Genomic DNA, 21,280 nt, shown 5'->3' with positions numbered 1-21,280 from the left:
AAAATTAGGTAGTTCATCATTTTAGCTTTTCAAATAAATCCAATTGATGTTTTTTTAAATAATCTAACAAACGTTTACCCATAACCCTTTCCCCAAATTGATTTAAGTGCCGTTTATCAGAATAAATAAGTTGTCCATCGACCATAACACCATGAGGATAACGTATATCAAAAGCTTCCATTTTTGATACAAAACTAATATCTGTATGCTCTATTTTAGACTTGAATCTATCCTCAAGTAACTCAGACATTTTGATTGCGTTTATTGATACAAAACTCTCTACCTGTTCTTCTAATCCAATGGAGTAATCAAAAAACTCTGGGTCTGCCGTTAAAGGAGGGAACATCCCAATAATGTAAACAGGCAAATTAAACTTACTCTGTACATTAGCAAAATAAAGTACTATCTGATCAATTGCAGGCTCATGTAAATCAGCCTCTGTCGCAACATAAATAGCTCTAGTAAACAAGCGATCTGGTGTTTGTGTATACACTACACTCTCTATTGAATCTGAATGTGTATCCAAAAAAGTTAAAAAATCTTCATATTGACAACGATGAGGTGGCTGGCTACCGTTTATCATATTGTGAGCACGACAAAAGCCCCGTGAAACACTGACTACAAAATCCTTCTCTGTATTTTTAACTATTGAATTATATAAATCCATCCCATGACTACCACCAAGTACAATAGAAGCTTTACCATAAACCTGAGCACAATCCTCAAAACGCTGAATGAATGAAGGGCTAAATGTTTCATCCCAAATATGACATTCACTATTTATCATATTTTTAGGAGAATCATCATTCAATTTTTTTAGATGCATATATCTCGTCATATTTTCGGGAGAAACGATACTTTGAAATATTATATTAGCACTAAAACATGCACCAATTATCACAGTAGATATGGTACCAATTATGCTCAATTTAAATATTTTCGCTCGTGAAAATGCAGTTTTATCTCTGAGTGGGTTCTCAATAAATCTCCAACTCAAATAACTTAAAGTTCCAATTATAGGTAAAACAAAAGCTACATATAATAATGAAAGGTCTTCACCGAGCAGTATCCTCGACAAAGCCAAAACAGGTTGATGCCATAAATACAGACTGTAACTAATTAACCCAACACCTACAAAAGCCTTATTAGATAGAATACGTCCAGTTATGTTGTTCTGATCTGCAAATAAGATAATGAAAACAACTCCTATCACAGGTACAACTGTTAACAAACTAGGGTGAGGAGTATTGCTATCAAAAACAACATTACTAATAAGCACAAGAAGCAGGCCAGCTATGGACAATATACTTTTGCTTTCCCTTCTAAAAGAAGCAAGCCTACCACGCTGAAAAATCAAAGCTGACAAAGCTCCGAAAAGTAACTCCCACGCCCTAGTAAATATTAAATAGAAATTTGCAATACTTGAATTACGCCACCCCCACTCTGCAATAGCTAAACTAATTAATATACTTATAACAATGAGAACAATGAATGTTTTTCGGCCATACCGAAAAAACATAGCAACACAAAGTGGAAATACAATATAAAACTGCTCTTCTAAAGATAAACTCCAAGTATGTAGCATTGGGGTAGTTTCAGAAACACTTCCAAAATAACCTGATTGACTCCAAAACCAAAAATTTGACATAAAGACAGACACAGAAAGCAGGCTGTTGCCATAACGGCTTAAGATATCAGGATGCGATGTAATTAAAGGAATAACCGCTGATGTAACACCAATAACAACAAATAATGCGGGTAAAATTCTTCTAGCTCGTCTTTCATAAAAATTAATAATTGAAAATTTTTGCTGGTTAACATCCTCAATTAAAAGTGTTGTAATCAAATAACCGCTAATAACAAAGAATACGTCAACACCAATATACCCCCCACTTACCCCTGGTACACCAGCATGGAAAAACAAAACTGGTAATATCGCCAACGCTCTCAATCCATCAATTTCTGGTCTATATTGCATAATATATTAATCCTTATTTTGAACGGGTTGATGCTCTCAATGCCTTCAATTGAAATCGGTCAGCAAAATGTTGTAGACGAAAACTATTTTTATAAATATTACGACAATATCTAGAACCAGGAACCTCAATAAATTTGTTCAGCAAACTTGCAACAGTAATACAAAATAACAGAATAAAAGGAATGGCTATTATCATAGGAATATTCATCGAATATGCATAATTCAATAAAATATAACCAACATTTTGATGGATAAGATACAAAGAATATGAAATGGCACCTAAATAGGTAAATAGCTTAGAAGATAAAATCGTTAAGCGAGAAGTTACAGAAAAATAAAACAAGCAATATAAAACCAACAACCCTGTAGCGATATCACTTGGATACTCAGCAAACACAGCAATTATAGTTAAACTAATCAAAATATAGGTAATAAATTTAGCTTCTTTATTCCAAATTTTATAAAAACAAATACCGGCAACGAACATCTCTATATATTTCAATAAAAAGAAATTCGATACAAAGCTAGGGATAGTCAAACCTAATTTATAATAAGTCAATACCGTAGCTGTTCCGACCCACAACACTAACCAGTACTCGACTCTCTTGAGTTGACCTGTTATTAAAAAAATAAACATCCAAAAATAAAATGCCAGTTCTAGAGTAAGAGTCCAATAAACGCCATCAACATGGGGGACTCCAAAGAAACCTTGAAGCATTGTGAAATTAATTATTACATCACTCCAATAACTTTCTCTACCTTCTAACCCAAAAGCACTTACAAAAAAGAATGTAAACAAAACAGCGGACCAATAGACAGGGTAAAGACGGCTAAATCTAGACCATATAAAATCAAAAGGTCGCCCACAGTTACTCAATGACCAAAAAATGACAAAGCCACTCACCATGAAAAACAAATGGACACCGTAATAGCCATATTTAAAAAAATCGGGAATTAAAAACTCATGCTCATAAATTCGGTTGTACTGAAATAAAAAGTGAAAAAAGACAACAACAAGAGCTGCTATCCCACGAATTCCATCTAATTCAAGTAATCTAGACTTTGACATTTTTAGTTTTAAAACGCAGTCACTGCGCTCACCTTGCTGTTAATTTTTAGGTTTATCTAATCTAATAACACTCAATGTTCCTAATAACTTGCTATTAATTACTACACTTATTTATTGTACTTTTAACTATTTAATTCTTCCTGTTTTTCATTTATGGGTTTCATTACATAAACATTGTATATACACGCCGTATACAATAAGAGCCAATAGAGCACTTCACCACGCAACCTGTTCAGAAAAGTCATCGCCACTAAAAAAGAGACCAAAGCACATTGAATTGCAATAATTTTAAAATATACTTCAACATTTTTAGCTTCTTTGACTTTCTTTTTCGCTAGGTTAGTAGTTCTAAACGCTGCCCACAACATCATTATAAAAGCAAAAATTCCTGGATACCCTATTTCACTTAAGGTCTCAAACCAAGTGGAGTGAACAGAGCGATTTCGGCTACCACCAGTGTTAATATATGAAGGGATATAGACAGGAGAGTAGTAATTAAAGCCTGCAGCGCCTGCTCCAAAAGGATAATCTTTAGACATTTCATAAGCGGCAGCCCAATAAGCCATACGGGTAGCGCCTGACTCACTTTCTTCATTAACCTGGGTTTCAGTTTTCAACGTTTCCATCCGCTCTAGAAAACTCTTATCAACTAAAACTAGCGCCCCGGATAACCCACAGATTATTATGACTATAACCGTTAGTTTTTGGTTCTTCTTTTGAAATGAAGAAAAATACAAATTCCAGATGAAGATTGCCACACCTACTGCAGCCCCTAGAAAAGCCCCTCGACTATTAATTAAAACCAAAGCATTTGCGACAAACACTCCTGCAACAGCAAATATAAACTTATGAGTGATTTTAATTTTCGACCAAAAATAATAAAGGCATAGTACCAAAGAAGGGGCTAAAGCGGCTGCAACACCGTTAGAATCAGGGGCATCAACCATACCAACTCCTTCAACCCGATTCCCTTGATTACGGCCAAATTGAAAAATATAAAAGGACAAATAGAATGCACCATAAAGATATCCGTAAACTAAATAATCAATATCTTCTTCAGTTTCACAAAGAATATACCCAAGTGATACAACTACTGCTACAGTCAAGAAAGCATCCAAAGCAACTTGATGTGGTAAAGGTAATACAGCGTAAAATGAAGCGATAGAGTATAAGGCTACAACAATGTATAACCACCTTATTTGAGGCACCTTTAGTGGGTTATTAGTCTTAACCTTATCAAGTTTAAGCACTACGACTATAATCAAGGTTAATACGATGTAAAAAGAGTAACTTAAGTCAACAATACTGTATCGCCACCACTTAGTGGCGGGGTTGAAAAAGTATACACCTTGATAAAGTACAAATAATAATATTGCAGACTTTCTTACTGCTAAAATGCTGCAAGCAACAAAAGTCCCATAAAACATTAAAACACTAATCATTTAGTAATCATCTTTATTTACGTTAAAGAAAGAACCACACTTAATACTGTACTCTATATACTGTTGGATAATATTCGTTTCTATTACTAACATCAGTGCCCACCACATATAAATCACCATTATTATCTCGAGTAACACTGCCGTACAACAAGTAACCATTTGCTTTCAATTGAGGTAAAGAATAAGTTGCCGTTACACCCGATATATTTTCTCTAACAAACCACTCATAAGTATCATTTGTATTTCGCTTTGATAGCCCCATTAAAAACTCCTTTCCGTCAACCGAAAAAAGGCTAGGGATATAAGCATTGCCTTCTGGATATAATAACCCATGGGACTTAAGTTTCTCTGGACCTATCACATTGTTAACAAGCTGGTAAAGAGCCCCTTCACTTGTAATAAAAAAAATATCACCATTGCCCATGCCTGTATAACTAACTATTCCATGATGGCGCCACATTTCATGGTCACTATATGTAGGCAAACTATAGCGATTCACTTCAGTAAGGCGAGTGTCGTATTCTACTAAGAAGGTTTCAACTCCCCCCGACTCATCGAAACTAACCTTAGGAATGTAAACATGTTCATTTAAATCAACTAAAAAATTTCTTGATACATGCCCCTTCACAGACCCTACTGTTATTTTATCAAAATTACCTGACACCGTATCATACTGGTATAAAACATGCTCCCAATAGCCTAATGTATACACATACCGCCCAGTTGTATTTACTGCAATTAAAGCTTCTTCACTCGATAAAAGATGCTCCCATTCATCGCCACTAGGCAATTTACGCCATAGATGTCCTCCCCACTCTGGGTTGGTTTCACTAGTTTCTCCTGCTTCATCAAAACTACTGAAATACACGTAGCCATCGGCAGCTTGGTAAAATTTACTATGTAATTTGTTTTGCCCCATTCCTTGTTGAAATAAATTTAACCTTTTAAGTTGTGACAATACATCGCCCTGCAGCATAAATTTATCGGTATTAGGATTGTACTGGTACAAGTAGGCTGTACTATTAGCCTGTTGACCGGTAGTAGACACACCAAAATATATATTTCCTAGATCATCTCGACCTGTTGCCCCCCAGACTGATGCTCCTTTAAGCGTTTTTTCAAGGGCTAAAGGCTTAAACTCTGGTGCTTTAAAGTGCTTACGTGTCACATCCGAATATCGAGTACCAAACTTCTGAGCGGGAGAAACCTCAGCCTGACTTTTTACAACAACACTTTGCTCTGGTGTACAACCCAACATCAGGCTTAATATAGTGCATAAAAAGGTAGAATATCCCAAAGAAACACTGCTGCTGTTACTCATCAAGAACTTCCTTTTAAATTAAGATATATAGGATTTGTATAGAACATATAATGATGAAGTTCTGGTTGAATACTCTCTCCTCTAACCCTAATAGCTGTCAAATTTGCTCTTAGTATTTTAGGAATTTCAACTTTCAAAGTTTTATCATGCATATTTGATGATACATCAACAGGCACAATTGTAATCAAATTTTGCGCAATTAAAATGACCTCCAACTTGTCTAGGCTAGTTGAGCCTCCTCTCCAGTCACTATCACGTAAATTTACAGATAAGTTAATCTTACTAGGAGTATTTGCAAAGCTATCGCGTAACGTATCGCCAATTTCATATTCTTTTCCATTATGGATGATTGAAAATGATAGTGATTCAATAAAATTTCCATGCTGAGCCCACATTTTTCCGGCTTTGAGGGCCGTTAAGACGTCGTTTTGATAGTTACTTTTGCTAAATAGATGTGTTGACGAAAACTCACAGGGCCAATAATCCATTTTTAGATTATGAAAATCTGACGCAGCTCTAGCAGCAGTGACTCTATATCCTTTTTGCAATAGTCGATCCCATTCACCACCAATAGTTGCTACTGACGGATCCCAACCGTTAATGGTATAAAGTTTCGACTCGTACGAGCCATTATTCTTTTTCCTTTTACGTTGATGACCGGGAGCTCCAGAAAACCCTATAACAAGATCAGTTTTTTGTGACCAGCTCTCAAAGTCATATTGATTTTCCTGCATTTGAAAGTTTTTTCGGCTTGGGTGATTATAAATTAGTATCGGCTTCACATCAGCGCTTTCACTCAAATTGTTGAGCCACTCAAAAGCAGGTATAGCAGACAGGAATTGCTTTTTGTATTCTCTAAAGTGATCAAATTTTTCCTTGAAAGCACGCAAATCATGTTGCATAGAAACAGTTTTAGGAAAAAGGACAGTTACATGCTCCCTCCCACCAAATGGGGGGATATTCCATTCAAAACCAGGGATAACTGTCATATGCTTATGAAAAGAATTAACGTTTTCTATATCTGTAAAATAACTGTCCGATAATACTTTCTTAAAATCTTTATCACCATGATCTGTTATAGCTATAAAGTCACAACCAAACTCCGCTGCTTTGTTAGCGATTTCATGAACCGTTTTTTGACCGTCAGAGTACTTAGAATGTATGTGGGTATCAATTTTAAGCCACTCTCCGTTTGTAACTTTTGGCTGAAGTCGACTCTGCTCCGACTGATAAGTTACATCAAAGTTATTATAGCTTTCATTGTAAAGCTCAAGTAAAGCAATTCTTCGGCTAATCTTAGCCTCTAAATTTAAATACTCTTTTGAACCTACACCTCCAATAACATTTATAAAATTACGTTCACTAAAGCCTTCGGGAAGATCATGAGTAAAAGGAAAAAATGTTAACTCAGTACTCTTACCATACAAGACTTCTTGCGCTCTCAAGGCACTATTATTTCCTCGTGTAAGATAATCAGCAAACATAATTCCAGCTTTATCCGCAGCTAAATCTGCAAAACTAAAACCACTTCCTCCTTTTCCACTATCTAAAATCTCTTTAACCTCACCAATTTTAAATCCGATGTGCTCTCTACCTAATTGCTGAAGCATGGTTGAATACAAGAAATGCAAGGCTAAATCTTGTCTCCCTCTTAATGTAGTAGCAATACGCTTAGTATCCGTTCGAAAACCAGCTAAACGAGCAAAGCGTAGACTTCCAAATTTAATAGCAAGTGCCCATATTATCGCCGTATTTTCTTCTACCGCATTACCTTCAATAGAATTATTGATTGCGAATTTCATTAAAAAATTTACATAATTTGCCAAGGAGCTACTAGGAGGCTCGTACTCTTCGAGTTTTGAAAGATAAAACTGAACTTTATCAGAATCAACATTTTGATTTTGACTTACTGAAATTGCAATATCAGCAATATCCGCAATATGACTATTAACTCGACTTTTAAAATCAGTATTTTTTGTCGCTGTTAATATTATTTCTTGATCTGTGACTTCAATATGAGTCAATAACTCCTGTACAGTCTCACTTATCTCACTATCAAATATAAGCCAAGTTAATAGGTTTATTGAAGAATTAACAATTATACCTGGTACATATAAATCACCGATATGACACCCATCAAGCTTATAGAAGGTATTATCTAGGCTAAGGGTACAATGCACATTCAAATATACTGTTTTAAACTTAGAAGTAGATGCAAGTGTGACACCGTACTGATTAAACCCAATCGAGACTTCAGTATTGTCAAATATGAATGATGCTACTTGAGCTATCGAATCAACATCATCTGTCCCTAGCTTAATTGACACAAGAGTTTGTGAAGAGGAAAACTGCTTCCATATATGTTTCGCGTTATCTCTAGCCACTGCGACCTTTTTAGCATCAACTTGACTATCACTTATTACTAAAGGACTGAGCTGAAAAATAAAAAACGTCAAAATAATAAGCGTTAACGAAAACCAACTTAGCTTCCTAATAACTTTTTTCATAAATAACGCCTTATTTAAGGATTGTATTCAGCAGATCGTTTTATTAATAATCGATATGTTAACATACTGATTATTAATAAAGACATTAAACTCTGTGGCTACTTCTGTGAACATTTTACTACTTTCTCATCGCGTTCCTTTCCCCCCTAATAAAGGTGAAAAAATAAGAACATTTCACCAAGTGCAACATCTAAATGAACTTGGTCACCAAGTACACCTTATTGCACCATATGAAGACGAAACAGAATTAGTATACTTTAAGGCACTAGAAGACTCATTATGCAGTACCGTCACCACATCATTATTATCAAAAAAACTAGTACGCCTTCTAAAAGGCTTAATTAAAGGCAAAGCGTTAAGTGTGGCCAATTTTTATAACCTTAAATTACAAAAACAATTTGATGACTTTGTTACGAAAAATAATATAGATGCAATTATTTGCAGTGCATCCTCTGTGGCTGAATATGTTTTTAAGAGTGAAGCACTTGAGGCCATGAAACGTGCCCCTCTACTCATTATGGATTTTATGGATGTTGATTCAGATAAGTGGGGGCAGTACAAAGAAAGCAGTTCATTTCCTATGAGTTTAATCTACTCGAGAGAGCAACGTCTTTTAAAGGCTTACGAAAAGCAAATAGTAGAGCAGTTTGATACCTGCTATTTGATTGCAGAAGCAGAAGTAAACTTATTTAATGAAAAGGTTATTAAAAGTGACAAAGTTCAGGTTATGGGAAATGGCTTAGACACATCAGCTTACTACCCTAACCCATTAAAAAAGCAAAGTGGCGGTTCAACCTTTTTGTTTACTGGGGTTATGAACTACAAACCAAATGAAGATGCTGTTTTATGGTTTGTAAAAGAATGCTGGCCCTCAATACTGAAGACACACCCAGAAAGTAGGTTTATCATTGCGGGAATGAGCCCTAGCTCAGATATTCTGCAACTCAAAAATGAAGAAAGTATAGAAGTTACAGGTTTTGTCGATGATATTTTACCCTATTACCATCAAGCAGATATTTTTGTAGCGCCATTTCGTTTAGCTCGAGGAGTTCAAAATAAAGTACTACAAGCCTTTTCATGTGCCTTACCTGTTATATCTACGCCTATGGGAGCTGAAGGCATATTATGTACTCCAGGTAAAGATATACTCATTGCATCTACGCCAGCTGAGTTTATTCAACAAGCTAAAAAGTTAATTTCAAACACAAAGCTTGCTGAGTCTATTGCCCAAAATAGTGAAGAAATTATTAAACAAAATTATTCATGGCAAAGCCAATTAAAACCATTAGTTAGTTTACTTAGTAGAGAGACATCACATTGAAAAAAATGCTAAAAACAATACTATTTTCTTTATCAGCACTACTAATTAGCCCTATAACATTAGTTTACTTTGTGCTTACTTTGGTTTTAAACAAAGATTCAGTATTAACCAGCTTTAGCCAGCTATTAAGTTTAATACCGGGTAAACTAGGAGTGTATTTAAGAGCAGGATTTTATCGCTTCACTTTTACTCATTGTCATCCTAATGCTGTTATTTCTTTTATGGTTTTGTTTTCACAGGCTGATACTGAAATAGCTGAGGGGGTTTACCTCGGGCCGCAATGTAATATAGGGCGTTGCAGTATTGGTAAAAATACCCTGATCGGTAGTGCTGTAAATATTATGAGTGGTAAAGGCCAACATAACTTTAGCGACCTTGATACTCCCATAAAAGACCAAGGTGGAGTATTTGAAAAAGTATCAATTGGTGAAAATTGTTGGCTAGGTAACGGAGCTATGATAATGGCCAACATTGGCAAAGGATGTGTTATTGGCGCTGGTTCAGTAGTAATTAACGATATACCAGATTATGCGATAGTTGCAGGTAATCCCGCTAAAGTGATAAAAGGCAGATAATTCTATGCAGAAAGCACCACTTAGCGAAACTCTGCTAATATGCTCTTTGCAGTGGTGCCCATTAGTTTTGGCAATAAAGCAACCATAATGACTGCGTATAGAGTGCAAAACACTCCTCCAGAAACTAGGAACATCATAATATGACCCAACTCAAGTTTCATAGTTAGCCAATCACTTAAAAACAAAGAGGTAGCAGACAGACTAGCCGACAATAGCAGAGCACCACCCACTTGCATAAGTTTTAGTGGCACCAAATTATGTAAAGTTATAGTGATTAACAACGTAGAAATGATTCCAATCGATACCCTTAACCAAACAGCAAGACTTAAAACATTATATATTTGTAAATAGCTCAACAATGTAACCACCACCACAATCAAGCTGAAAATATCAAACCAAAATATAGTTTTTACCTTACCTATAGCCGTCAAGGCACTTTCAATCACCAACAAAAAGCAATAGTAAAAAAATAACAGGGACATAACACCAAGAAGATCGCCAGCTATTAACCATTGATCACCTAACAATACGTTAATAATCAATTTTGGATAAAAAGCTAAGTAGGCAGTAAGTGGAACAACAATAAATGCAACAACGCTTAATACCTTGCTTACTCTGTGACCTAATTTAACCGGATCGTTTTTATAATCCTTTAAATCGGCCAAGAGAGGCTCTATCGCTGGCCCAAGGATATTATGTCCAGGCAACATAGCCACATCTCTTGCCATATGGTAATTACCTAGTTGAATATTTCCGAAGAACTTAGCAACAAGGATAGTGTCAACTTGGGCACGTAAGTAACCAATAATACTCTTACCCAAAAGCCATTTAGAAAATAGCCATTGCTCACTTACTTTTAGTAAACTAAAAGAAGGGCGAAATACCTGTACTTTATAACTAGCAATCGTAAAAACAATTGCCCCAACTATATCAGCAATAACAAATGCCCAATAACTGCGAAAATTGACAGCCACTACAATCACTACAAAAAAGCTAACTATTCGCTGAATTAATGATAAGTAAAATATTTTCTTGTAATCTAAATCCCTCTTTAGCACTAATAAACCTGGATTTCTCAATGCATTGATAACTAAAGTAATAGAAGCTACTTGCATAGCACTAATGAGATTGTTTTTGTCAAAAAAGTTAGCTATGAGCGGAGCTAGAAAGATTAAGAATAAACACACCAAGCTCTTTAACAAAAGATCCAGAGACCAGGCGGTATTTAAGTCGTCTTTAACTAAGTGAGACTTCTGAACTATGTATTGCTCAGCTCCTGTATGAGACAAAATATCGAATAAGTGTATTACAATTGCAATAATGGCAATCATAGCGAAGTCTGAAGGAGTAAGAACTCTAGCTAGTATAAGTGTACTGGCTAAACCAATTATACGGCTTGTAAACTTAGCACCGCTAGAAAAGGCAGCACTAGTAATCAATTTGCGTTTCAAACATCACCACTTTGAGAAATACCAATCACATCATACTGTTTTAACTCAAATTGAGTGTAGAAAGGAATACTTCGTATTACTGGCAAGTTTCCTAATTCGGGTACATACCATTTGAAAGATGCTAATTTCTCTGCTGAAGTAAACAAATCTTCAGGTGTTTGGCCGACTCTATCGAGTACTTCGGGATGAATTTCTAATAGCACTATGCAAGACTCTGCATTTAAAATTAAACTTGAAGCACCTTCGAATGCAGCCAACTCTTGCCCCTCCACATCAATCTTAAAAACAAGGGTGCCTTCTAAACAACAGTTAGTTTGTTTTGAGTGCCATGTGTCTAATGTAAGTACCTCTGTTGAACCTTTCGCTTTTTCATCAATGTAGCCTTCGTGGTCATTTGCGCGTTTATGATTAAAGTGAAACTTAGCAGAACCGTCAAAATTAGAAACCGCAGCGTTTATACATACAACAGACTTATTTATTTGTTCTAAATTTGCTCTTAAAGTTTCAAATGAATGCGGGTTAGGTTCGAACGCTATAAAGTTATGAACTTTAGGACAGTGAGAAGCTATTAATGAAGACACGACTCCTATATCAGCCCCTAAATCAAAAAAAGTAAAAGAGCGGTTTAATTGATTAAGCACTTCACAAAAAGGTAAAAATTCATTCAAATAGTAATTTTCAGGTCCTTTTTCTAACCAGAAACACCATTCGCCCACGGGAACAACAAAATACCGACTGCTAATCTTATGTTCTATAACTTTATGGGGGTATTTATTAGATAACCATAAATAAAATTTGTGTTTGCCCCGCCAATCATGCTTCTGAAGAAAGACCAATATTTTGTTAATTACGCGTGGAAACTTTATATTAGATGTCACTTACTAATCATCACTAAAATCAAAATATTGACTTAGTGGTTGCATGTTTTCTTGAACCACTATTTTCATATTTACCTTATCTTCTAAAATAGAGACATTGTCTGTTTTTAGGGATACAGCTACTAACCCACTCCCCACATAGCTTCCCATTAAGATACGATAAATTTCATATAACTTTGCGTTGCGCTTATTTGTGAATATCTTGCCATCGATAAGATACCAATGCACTAACAAGCGTTTCGAGTCTGGGTTAACTATAGTATCGAGGGCGAGGTTTTGAACAGCTCCAGAATTAAAGTATTGAGCATTCTCTAATGACCACGACTTTTCTGAATACAACCGATTTAAAGAACTAATCAGCTCACCGTGCCCCTTGGGGTACCAAACTAAGTAGATTTCATAATGCCGTTCGTCAATAACGGATATAAATTGAGTTTCTTGAAACGGCTCTATAAATTCAGGCTGCCAATCAGCCCCGCCTATCCGTTTTACACCGACATTTTCTTGTGTAAAGTTTAACTTAGTCGGTGCAGACTCACCTTCAAGTTGAGATGTAATGCCTTTGTACCAGAACCAAAATAGAAACATAACCAGAACTATAGCGAGAGCTGAAGTGTAAACACTTTTACTTTTAAATACAGGAGTGCTTTTCACTTCACCTGCATCTAAATGAGTTTCTTTGTCATCTTTTTGCTTCTCTCTTATTAGCTCACCTATCGACAGCAAACAAACAATAACCAAAGAAAAGAATACCCAACCATAAACCAAATGATCCGCTCCTACAGCATGTTCCATATCGGTTAGATAGCCAGTTAAAATAATTCCAAACACCCGAATAGCGTTGGCAATGATTGGAAATACAATAGAGATACACATAAACACAATACGTCTTTTCGTACCGCGAATATTCAGATAAGAATACAGAGAGCCAATTACGATAGAAGCAATAAAGAAACTAATTCCTGAACATGCCTCTGCAACTAAAAATCGACCTTGGGGGATTTCGATATATAGGCCGCTTCTATAAACTGGAATATTAGTCCAGTTTAACATTACCATTGAGTAATCAGCTGTAACTTCTTGTAAGGTAGGAATTAATTCTTCCCCGACGGGAATACAAAACAAAATGAAGAATAGCGGGAACAATAACTGTAAAGCTATTTTATTACCTAGATATGCCCACAAGGCAAAGGGTAAAAATGTAAAGGTTGCTACATGCATGAACAGTTGCACATCACCCGCTAGGCCAATGGCATATAAAAACAAACTACCAAAGCACAATAGCAAAACCAGATAGTTTGGTTTTACTTGGTGTAAACTCAGCTTGTCTCTTTTCAGATAAATAAGGAAAACGGTGCCAGGTAAAACAAATAAGCAATGATTAAAAATCTCAGAGACTAACCATATATCAACCGCAGTTTTAATGCCTTCCCAATAAACAAAAACCCAGCAACCAATAATTAAGGCTAACCCAAAAAACATACTCTTAACTTGGGAAGCTTCAATATTACTTGCTACGCTACCATTCAAAATAAATATCCTTATTTTGAAGGTATGTTATAAACATCTTTCATAGTTCCCCATGAAAAATCTTGTAATAACCTATCTAACTTTCCATAGGTCTTATCCAAGTTAACATAGTGTCTGAATCTAGACTTAAGAGGCGCATTTTCGAACCTAGGTTGCTCACTGTCAATTTCCCAAGGGTGGAAATAAAATGAGTACGGCTGCCTTTCTTTTTTAAGGTAGCTAGATATAAGATATTTAGACAACGCATAGGGGTAAAGTCGAAAATATCCACCGCCGCCGATAGGAGTTTGCTTACCCATCAATTTTAAAGTGGGGATGGGGATTTCGATAATTCCTTCTTTACGTTTGTATGTGAACCTTGGCCAATCAGGGGTACCGTATAAATCATGTTTAACAGGGTAAGTACTTGAACTGTAGCCAAAATCTAGCTCAGATAACACTTCAAACGCCCATTCATTATCATACCCAATAGAAAAGCTTGGCGCTCTATAGCCAGTGACTTTTTCACCAAGAAGGTCTTCCAAATGTTCCTTTGAACGAACCACATCTTGCTTAAACTCCTCAAGAGTTTGAGAGGTAGCTCTTCTATGAGCATACCCATGACTGGCTATTTCATGACCTTGGGCATGGATCTCTTTGATTAACTCAGGAAAACGCTCAGCAACCCAACCAAGCACAAAAAATGTCGACTTAACATCATGCTTGGCGAATAAATCTAATAACCTGCGCGTACTTACATCAACTCTCGGTTGATAGTCTTTCCACTGAGATGGGTCTACAACTGACTCAAATGCAGACACATGAAAAAAGTCTTCAACATCAACAGTCATAGCGTTAAGAATAGGTATAGACACTATTATCTTCCTTTGCCGAACAGAACTACTTCAACAGTTCTTATTAAAATCAGAATATCTAACATCACACTTTGATGTTTAACATAGTAAAGGTCAAATTTAAGTTTCTCCATAGAGTCTTCAACGCTAGCTCCATATGGATAATTAAGTTGTGCCCACCCGGCAAGTCCCGGCTTAACATTGTGTCTTTGATTATAATAAGGGATCTCTCTGATTAGCTGCTCAACAAAGTGAGGTCGTTCAGGGCGAGGTCCAATAAATGACATTTCTCCGCGATAAACATTTAATAACTGGGGCAGCTCATCGATTCGATATTTACGGATGAAAGCACCGGTTTTTGTTACTCGTGAGTCATTAGTAGATGCCCACTTGGCGCCATCTTTTTCAGCATCTGGTCGCATACTTCTAAACTTAATGATTTTAAATAATTTGCCATTAAGCCCGACTCTCTCTTGCTTATAAAATACTGAAGCACCCTTTACTTTTATATCTTCAAAGTAAATGATAAGTGCAGTTATCAACATAAAAGGCCAAGTCATAGCTAAAATTATGGTAGCTAATATACAATTAACCGTGTAGTCCAAAGCATCTCTTAAGTAATTTTGAGAGTTAAAGCCATTTGAATAGATAACCCAGCTCGGATACATTAAATTGACTACTATTTGTCCCGTTTCTCGTTCCATAAAATCTAAGAGGTCTGTAACTTCAACGCCTCTTAATCGGCAATCAAACAAAATCTCAACGGGTAATGTTCCCCGCCTTTGGTCACAGGCAATTATGACTTCATCTATATCGTTATCAGTAATAAAGTTTCTGAAATTTTCATCAATTCTCACATGTATGAGTTTTTCATTCTGTATTCCTTCTTCCCTGTTATCACCGGGAATAGGTATAAATCCAACCAGTTCAAAGCCAAACCTATCAACTTCTCGCCTCATTCGCTTTTCTATAATTGACGCTCGTTCACCGGCACCAATAATAATAATTTTTGACTGACCAAGACCGAGTACGCCTAACCTATTTATAAAATACCGGAGTAATACCATAGCGACTATGGTAAAGCCTGCGTATATGGGTAAATAATACTGGCTCAACTCAGCACTTTTAAAAACACTGCTACTAACTACTGCGGTAACAAAATATCCAATTGCTACACTTACAAATATACGTCTAATTATCCCTCTAAAGGTTTCTCTAAGCTTTGATTCGTATAAACCGACCGAAAGTGCAGCAACAATAACTAAGATAGAAAAGAAGCCTATTTGTATAAAAAAGTCAGCTGTAGGAATGATGTTATAAGAATCTTCTAAAAAATATTTTATGAATAAAGAAGACAAATAGCCTATGTAGCCAATCATTAGAACTTCTAACGCCATCAATACATTTGAACGTCTTATTTCTTTTTTACTTCCAAAACTCATTTATCATTTCCAACTTTGTATTAAGATTCGCACATTTGTATATTGGGGGATAACCAAGACATTAATATTCAACTTTTTTTTGGCATATAATGTCATATTAAAGTTGTCTAGCAAGAGATAAACTTGTTACATTGCTCACTTTGATTCTAAACTAACGGGACAGTAATTTACATGAAGACTTGCCAAATAGCATTCTCAAAATTAATATTTTTAGTAATAATATTTATGCTGGGTTGTGCTAATAACTTAAGCAAATTACCCAGTGCTACCCAGTATTCTTCGGTTACCACCTCTGTAGATGACTACCAATACTTGATTGGCCCAGGCGATAATTTATCTATTTTTGTTTGGCGAAATCCTGACATATCTGGTTCTTTTATTGTTCGCCCTGACGGCAAAGTCACCACGTCTTTAGTTGAAGATATAGAAGTATCTGGAAAAACAGCCACTATGTTAGCCAGAGAAATAGAAGAACAACTTGGAAAATATATTAACAACCCAAGGGTGACTGTTAGCGTTACAAACTTTAAAGGTCCATTAAGTGAGCAAGTTAGAGTAATTGGTGAAGCCACCAATCCCAGCGCTATAAATTATACCGAAAGAATGACCCTGTTAGATTTAATGATTGCAGTTGGAGGATTAACCGAATTTGCGGATGGAAATAATGCTAAATTAGTAAGGATAATTGCAGGCGAACAGAAAAGTTTTAGTTTGCGAATTGGAGACCTTATTAAAAACGGAGATATAGAAGAAAATATTGATATGCTGCCAGGCGATATCATCATCATTCCTGAAGCTTGGTTTTAAACCTTAATTACATTTGGACTTTTAATTAAATGCAAGATCTTCAAAAAACACTCGAGCTTTTATTAGGTTATATAAAAGGGGTTTGGGTAAAAAAACGGTACATCATAATTTTTAGTTGGTTAATATGCCCTGTAGGCTTTTTTTACGTAGCCTCAATGCCAGATGTATATGAATCTCAAGCTCGTGTTTATGTTGATACACGTTCGGTTTTACAGCCTTTACTGCGAGGATTAGCTATTCAAACTAATCCTCAACAAGAAATTGCTATGATGGTGAAGACTCTATTAAGTAGACCTAACTTAGAAATCATTGCTAGAGAGTCAGATTTAGATATTACTACTTCCACCCCAACTCAATATGAAAATCTGATTAAGTCTCTATCAAATAACATCAAGTTAAGAGCTGCAGGAAGAGATAATTTATATACTATTGCATTCAGTCATAGAAGCCCTGAGATGGCGAAAACAGTTGTTCAAGAGACATTGGACTTATTTGTAGAAGGAACAAAGGGCAATAGTCGAAAAGATTCAGACTCAGCCAGCCAATTTATCGATGAGCAAATCGACGAATATGAAAGTCGACTAGCGTCAGCCGAACAGAGACTAGCAAATTTTAAAAGAAAGTATTCAACTCTATTACCTAACCAAGGAAGCTTCTACCAAAATTATTCACAGTTAGAATCTGAATTGGAAGAGATTAAGTTAAAAATAAAAGAAACTGAACAACAGATAGCGTCGTTATCGACACAAATTAATGTATCTAATAACACACTAGATGAATTTTCAGTAAGGCCTTCAGATAGAGAAACACAACTAACTACAAGATATGACGAAAGAATTAAAAGTCTCGAAGAAAAACTTGATCAACTATCGCTTAAGTATACTAAGCTGCACCCTGATGTCATTGAAGCAAACAGCTTGTTGAAGTCATTACAAGAGCTTAGAGAAAAAGAAATATCTGAGTATCTTTCAGGAAATGACGGTGAAGGCTCTGATCAAATAGGCTCAATTGCCAGCGAATTAAAATTAGAAATGACCCGACTTGAAAGCCAAATTGCATCAATGAAAGTCCGAGAATCGGATTATTCGAGTAAGATAGAAGCTCTCAAGCAAAAAATTGATTTGGTACCCCAAGTTGAAGCAGAAAGAACAGCTCTAAATAGAGATTACCAAATCACTAAGAAAAAGTATGAAGAATTACTAAGTAGGAAAGAATCAGCTGAGCTATCCCAAAAAGCAGATGTTTCTAATGAAAATGTGCAATTTAGGGTAATAGATCCCCCCATAGCGCCTAAAAATGCTGCTGGTCCAAATAGAGCACTATATTACACGTTTGTACTAGTTTTGGGGTTTGCCTCAGGGCTCGGCGTGGCATTCCTAGTAAGTCAAATAACCCCAGTGGTTATTAGAGCTAGTCAATTAACTGCTTTAACAAACTATCCTGTACTTGGAACAGTGAGCCATTTAAATAAGAGCCATATAAAGAAAGTTAATCGCTCGCGTTTATTGGTGTTTTTAGTCTCATCTTTATTAATTGTTGGCTTATATGGCTCATTAGTTATGGCTGATATAATGCAACTTGATTTATACGGGAGGGTTTTCTCTTGAACTCTATTGAAAAAGCGTTACAAAAGAAAAACCAACAAGTATCAGAGCAACCACAAAAAGAAAGTTCAGTTACAGCAAACAATGCTAACGATCTAAAGGAAAGCTCAGTCGAATCACCATCTGTTGTCGTTCCCCCCCCACCTAGTGGGAATAAGGTAAACATAGAGATTGATTTTCAATCTCTAGAAGCCAAAGGATTTGTTTCTACCAACTCTCAACGACAACTCATTAATGAAGAATATAGAGCAATAAAACGTAAACTTTTAGATAACGCTTTTGGGCCGCTATCAAAATCATTGAAGAATGGAAATATTATCATGGTTAGTAGCTCTAGGCCTGGAGAGGGTAAGACTTTCACGGCAATAAACCTAGCCTTAAGCATTGCCTTAGAGCAGGACAAAACTGTATTACTTGTCGACGCTGATGTACTCAAGCCAAATGTAATGAGAACTTTAGAGCAAAAAAACACAGTTGGTTTAATGGAATATTTGTTAGGCGAAAAAGACAATATTTCTGACGTTATGTGTACCACAAACTTAGACAACCTTCGAATTATACCAGCGGGTAAATCACACCACTTATCAACTGAGTTGCTAGCTAGTGAGAAAATGCAAGAGGCTATGCAAGAATTTGCGACCAGATATCCAGATCGTGTTGTTATTGTTGATACCCCCCCTCTTTTGGGCATTAACGAAACCGCAATATTAGCAAACCTTGCAGGTCAAGCATTAGTGGTGGTTGAAGAATCAAAAACCAAGTTAGCGGATGTATCTAAAGCTGTAGAGCAACTCAACCCTGAAATGGCCATAGGTTTTGTTGTGAACAAATCAGAAAAAGCCAACTCTGATGGTGCTGGTTATGGTTACTATTATGCGGGCGCTAATTAGTGTTAATTCGATATTTGCCTAAACTTGATAACATATTCAAAGTATACTTTTTTACGTTAATTTTCACCTCTATCCAATTAGAATCCAAAGAATTGGAAATTAAAGGTGAATTAACGACTACAGGATATGTTTATCAAACTGAAACAGATACTCAAAAATCAGAAGTTAACCAAGTTGCTGCTATCACTCCATCTGCCACAGCAATTTATTCTAGTAAACATATAAATATGTCAGCTACTGCTGAGCATGTAAAAGTTGAAAGATTTAGCGGTGATGTAGGTGTAAACGAAAGCTATACTGAGTTTTCATATAACGGCTCTTCCGCTTTTATAGACAATGCTTTAACGCTTTCTATTCGTGGTCAAGAAAGCTACCGAGTAATTAATCAAGAACAAGACTATGTAAGTGATAAAGTTTTAGCATCTGGTGATTTAACTAAGTTTAACAATACTGTGGCCACTCTAAATTTTATCACTCCAAACCCTGAATATATAGGCCTATCAACACAAACTAGGTACTCAGAAACAACATCCGAACAATCACTAGAAAGTGAGCTCGGCTTAGACAGCTCAAACAGATCAGTCACAGCTACCATATTTCAGGGTACAAAAGTTGAGAATATCAACTGGAATTTATCCACAATTTACAATGATATCTCCAGATCTAGCTTTCAAGACTACTCTTCCACTTTAATGAACGGATTCATAGGAATTCCAGTTAGTCAAAACATGAGCGTCATCTTTCAAGGAAGCTCATCTACATATGATGTTGATACTGATAGTTTAGTCGCGAGAACAAATTTAGATACAACTAGTTACGGTGCAGGCCTTGAATGGCAACCTATGGAAGATCGCAGTGTTTCTATAACCTACAATCAACTAAAAGAAGGTGACAATAATATAAGCTATTTAGGGTTAGGGCTGGACTGGGCATTTTCATCTAGAACTGCTCTTAACTTTAATTACGATAAAAAATTCTATGGTGACGCATACTCTATAGATTTTAGCCATAACTTAAAATTTTTTAGAAGTTCATTAGCATACTCAGAACAAGTTACCTCATTTTCACTCCTATCTACTGATGAAGGAACTACTGCACTATTTGTATGCCCATTTGGAAGTGTCGACTTAAGTGAGTGCTTTCAGCCAGACTCCCTCAATTACGAACTTCAGGCAGGAGAAGAGTTTATTTCTTCAACAGATATAGAAACGGACATTAGTGAGGAAATTATATTACGCAAGGCCGGAAGTTTTAAAATAGGCTATGACAAGCGTAGATTAAAAACTGCACTAACCCTTTCCTTTGGAGAGACAGAGTACCTTGAATCTGGACAGTTTCAAACAACACGTAGGGCACGACTTATTATTGCTTACGAACTTAGCCAAAAGACTGATGTAACCTTAAATACCCTCTATTCGATTAGTGATTTAAGATCATCAGATAATACGAATACAACTGTAACTTCGAGTATAGATATTACTCGAAAAGTTTCTCAACACTTAGAGTCTAACTTTGGTATGCGCTTGTTAGATAGAAACTCTAGCTCAGCTAACAATGATGTTAATGATAAACGTATCACTCTTGGTTTGACTTATATTTTTTGATTAATAACAGCAAGTGTGCTCCTCCTCC

16 protein-coding genes are annotated in these 21,280 nt (G+C 36.0%); 6 read left to right on the top strand and 10 right to left on the bottom strand.

The window, feature by feature from the left end; genetic code table 11:
• Positions 1 to 16 precede the first annotated feature (16 nt).
• The 5 genes from ACMUMK_RS05280 to ACMUMK_RS05260 form a co-directional block, all read right to left on the bottom strand.
• Positions 17 to 1,978, bottom strand: a complete 1,962-nt coding sequence (locus tag ACMUMK_RS05280) for an acyltransferase family protein (protein ID WP_414700073.1) — start codon at positions 1,976 to 1,978, stop codon at positions 17 to 19.
• 13 nt (positions 1,979 to 1,991) lie between these two features.
• Positions 1,992 to 3,047: an acyltransferase family protein gene (locus tag ACMUMK_RS05275; protein WP_414700072.1), complete on the bottom strand. Its 1,056-nt coding sequence runs from the start codon at positions 3,045 to 3,047 to the stop codon at positions 1,992 to 1,994.
• Between the two features lie 122 nt (positions 3,048 to 3,169).
• Positions 3,170 to 4,489: an O-antigen ligase family protein gene (locus ACMUMK_RS05270; RefSeq protein WP_414700071.1), complete on the bottom strand. Its 1,320-nt coding sequence runs from the start codon at positions 4,487 to 4,489 to the stop codon at positions 3,170 to 3,172.
• Positions 4,490 to 4,529: 40 nt separating this feature from the next.
• Positions 4,530 to 5,810, bottom strand: coding sequence for a hypothetical protein (locus ACMUMK_RS05265; RefSeq protein WP_414700070.1), 1,281 nt, complete (start codon positions 5,808 to 5,810; stop codon positions 4,530 to 4,532).
• Positions 5,810 to 8,317, bottom strand: coding sequence for a PHP domain-containing protein (locus ACMUMK_RS05260; RefSeq protein ID WP_414700069.1), 2,508 nt, complete (start codon positions 8,315 to 8,317; stop codon positions 5,810 to 5,812). The genes ACMUMK_RS05265 and ACMUMK_RS05260 overlap by 1 nt, the downstream gene beginning before the upstream one ends.
• 106 nt (positions 8,318 to 8,423) lie before the next feature.
• Here ACMUMK_RS05260 and ACMUMK_RS05255 point away from each other — a divergent pair, with 106 nt between their 5' ends.
• On the top strand, positions 8,424 to 9,638 hold the full coding sequence (locus tag ACMUMK_RS05255) for a TIGR03087 family PEP-CTERM/XrtA system glycosyltransferase (RefSeq protein WP_414700068.1): 1,215 nt from the start codon (positions 8,424 to 8,426) through the stop codon (positions 9,636 to 9,638).
• Between the two features lie 5 nt (positions 9,639 to 9,643).
• Entirely contained in the window at positions 9,644 to 10,213 is a 570-nt protein-coding gene (locus ACMUMK_RS05250) for an acyltransferase (RefSeq protein ID WP_414700067.1), read from the top strand.
• A gap of 20 nt (positions 10,214 to 10,233) precedes the next feature.
• Here ACMUMK_RS05250 and ACMUMK_RS05245 read toward each other — a convergent pair whose 3' ends face one another.
• The 5 genes from ACMUMK_RS05245 to ACMUMK_RS05225 all read right to left on the bottom strand — a co-directional run bounded on the left by ACMUMK_RS05245 (position 10,234) and on the right by ACMUMK_RS05225 (position 16,347).
• Positions 10,234 to 11,664, bottom strand: coding sequence for an oligosaccharide flippase family protein (locus ACMUMK_RS05245; RefSeq protein ID WP_414700066.1), 1,431 nt, complete (start codon positions 11,662 to 11,664; stop codon positions 10,234 to 10,236).
• A complete protein-coding gene (locus ACMUMK_RS05240; protein ID WP_414700065.1) occupies positions 11,661 to 12,332 on the bottom strand; it encodes an FkbM family methyltransferase in 672 nt (223 codons plus the stop codon). Before ACMUMK_RS05240 ends, ACMUMK_RS05245 begins: the two co-directional genes overlap by 4 nt.
• Positions 12,333 to 12,545: 213 nt before the next feature.
• The gene (xrtA, locus tag ACMUMK_RS05235) at positions 12,546 to 14,072 is read right to left on the bottom strand and encodes an exosortase A (protein WP_414700064.1); all 1,527 of its coding nucleotides are present in this window, start codon (positions 14,070 to 14,072) and stop codon (positions 12,546 to 12,548) included.
• 11 nt (positions 14,073 to 14,083) lie between these two features.
• On the bottom strand, positions 14,084 to 14,926 hold the full coding sequence (locus ACMUMK_RS05230; protein WP_414700063.1) for an XrtA system polysaccharide deacetylase: 843 nt from the start codon (positions 14,924 to 14,926) through the stop codon (positions 14,084 to 14,086).
• Between the two features lie 2 nt (positions 14,927 to 14,928).
• Positions 14,929 to 16,347: a TIGR03013 family XrtA/PEP-CTERM system glycosyltransferase gene (locus ACMUMK_RS05225; RefSeq protein ID WP_414700062.1), complete on the bottom strand. Its 1,419-nt coding sequence runs from the start codon at positions 16,345 to 16,347 to the stop codon at positions 14,929 to 14,931.
• Between the two features lie 171 nt (positions 16,348 to 16,518).
• Between ACMUMK_RS05225 and ACMUMK_RS05220 the strand changes: the two genes are divergently transcribed.
• From ACMUMK_RS05220 to ACMUMK_RS05205, 4 genes are read left to right on the top strand one after another with little or no spacing between them, the layout of a single operon-like run.
• Positions 16,519 to 17,154, top strand: coding sequence for an XrtA/PEP-CTERM system exopolysaccharide export protein (locus ACMUMK_RS05220; RefSeq protein WP_414700061.1), 636 nt, complete (start codon positions 16,519 to 16,521; stop codon positions 17,152 to 17,154).
• A gap of 29 nt (positions 17,155 to 17,183) precedes the next feature.
• The gene (locus ACMUMK_RS05215; protein WP_414700060.1) at positions 17,184 to 18,761 is read left to right on the top strand and encodes an XrtA system polysaccharide chain length determinant; all 1,578 of its coding nucleotides are present in this window, start codon (positions 17,184 to 17,186) and stop codon (positions 18,759 to 18,761) included.
• Entirely contained in the window at positions 18,758 to 19,648 is an 891-nt protein-coding gene (locus tag ACMUMK_RS05210; protein ID WP_414700059.1) for an XrtA-associated tyrosine autokinase, read from the top strand. Before ACMUMK_RS05215 ends, ACMUMK_RS05210 begins: the two co-directional genes overlap by 4 nt.
• On the top strand, positions 19,648 to 21,252 hold the full coding sequence (locus ACMUMK_RS05205) for a hypothetical protein (protein WP_414700058.1): 1,605 nt from the start codon (positions 19,648 to 19,650) through the stop codon (positions 21,250 to 21,252). The genes ACMUMK_RS05210 and ACMUMK_RS05205 overlap by 1 nt, the downstream gene beginning before the upstream one ends.
• Positions 21,253 to 21,280: the final 28 nt, after the last annotated feature.

Source organism: Paraglaciecola sp. 2405UD69-4 (assembly GCF_047525415.1).
Taxonomy (GTDB): Bacteria; Pseudomonadota; Gammaproteobacteria; order Enterobacterales; family Alteromonadaceae; genus Paraglaciecola.
This window is presented reverse-complemented; position numbering and strand designations above follow the sequence as displayed.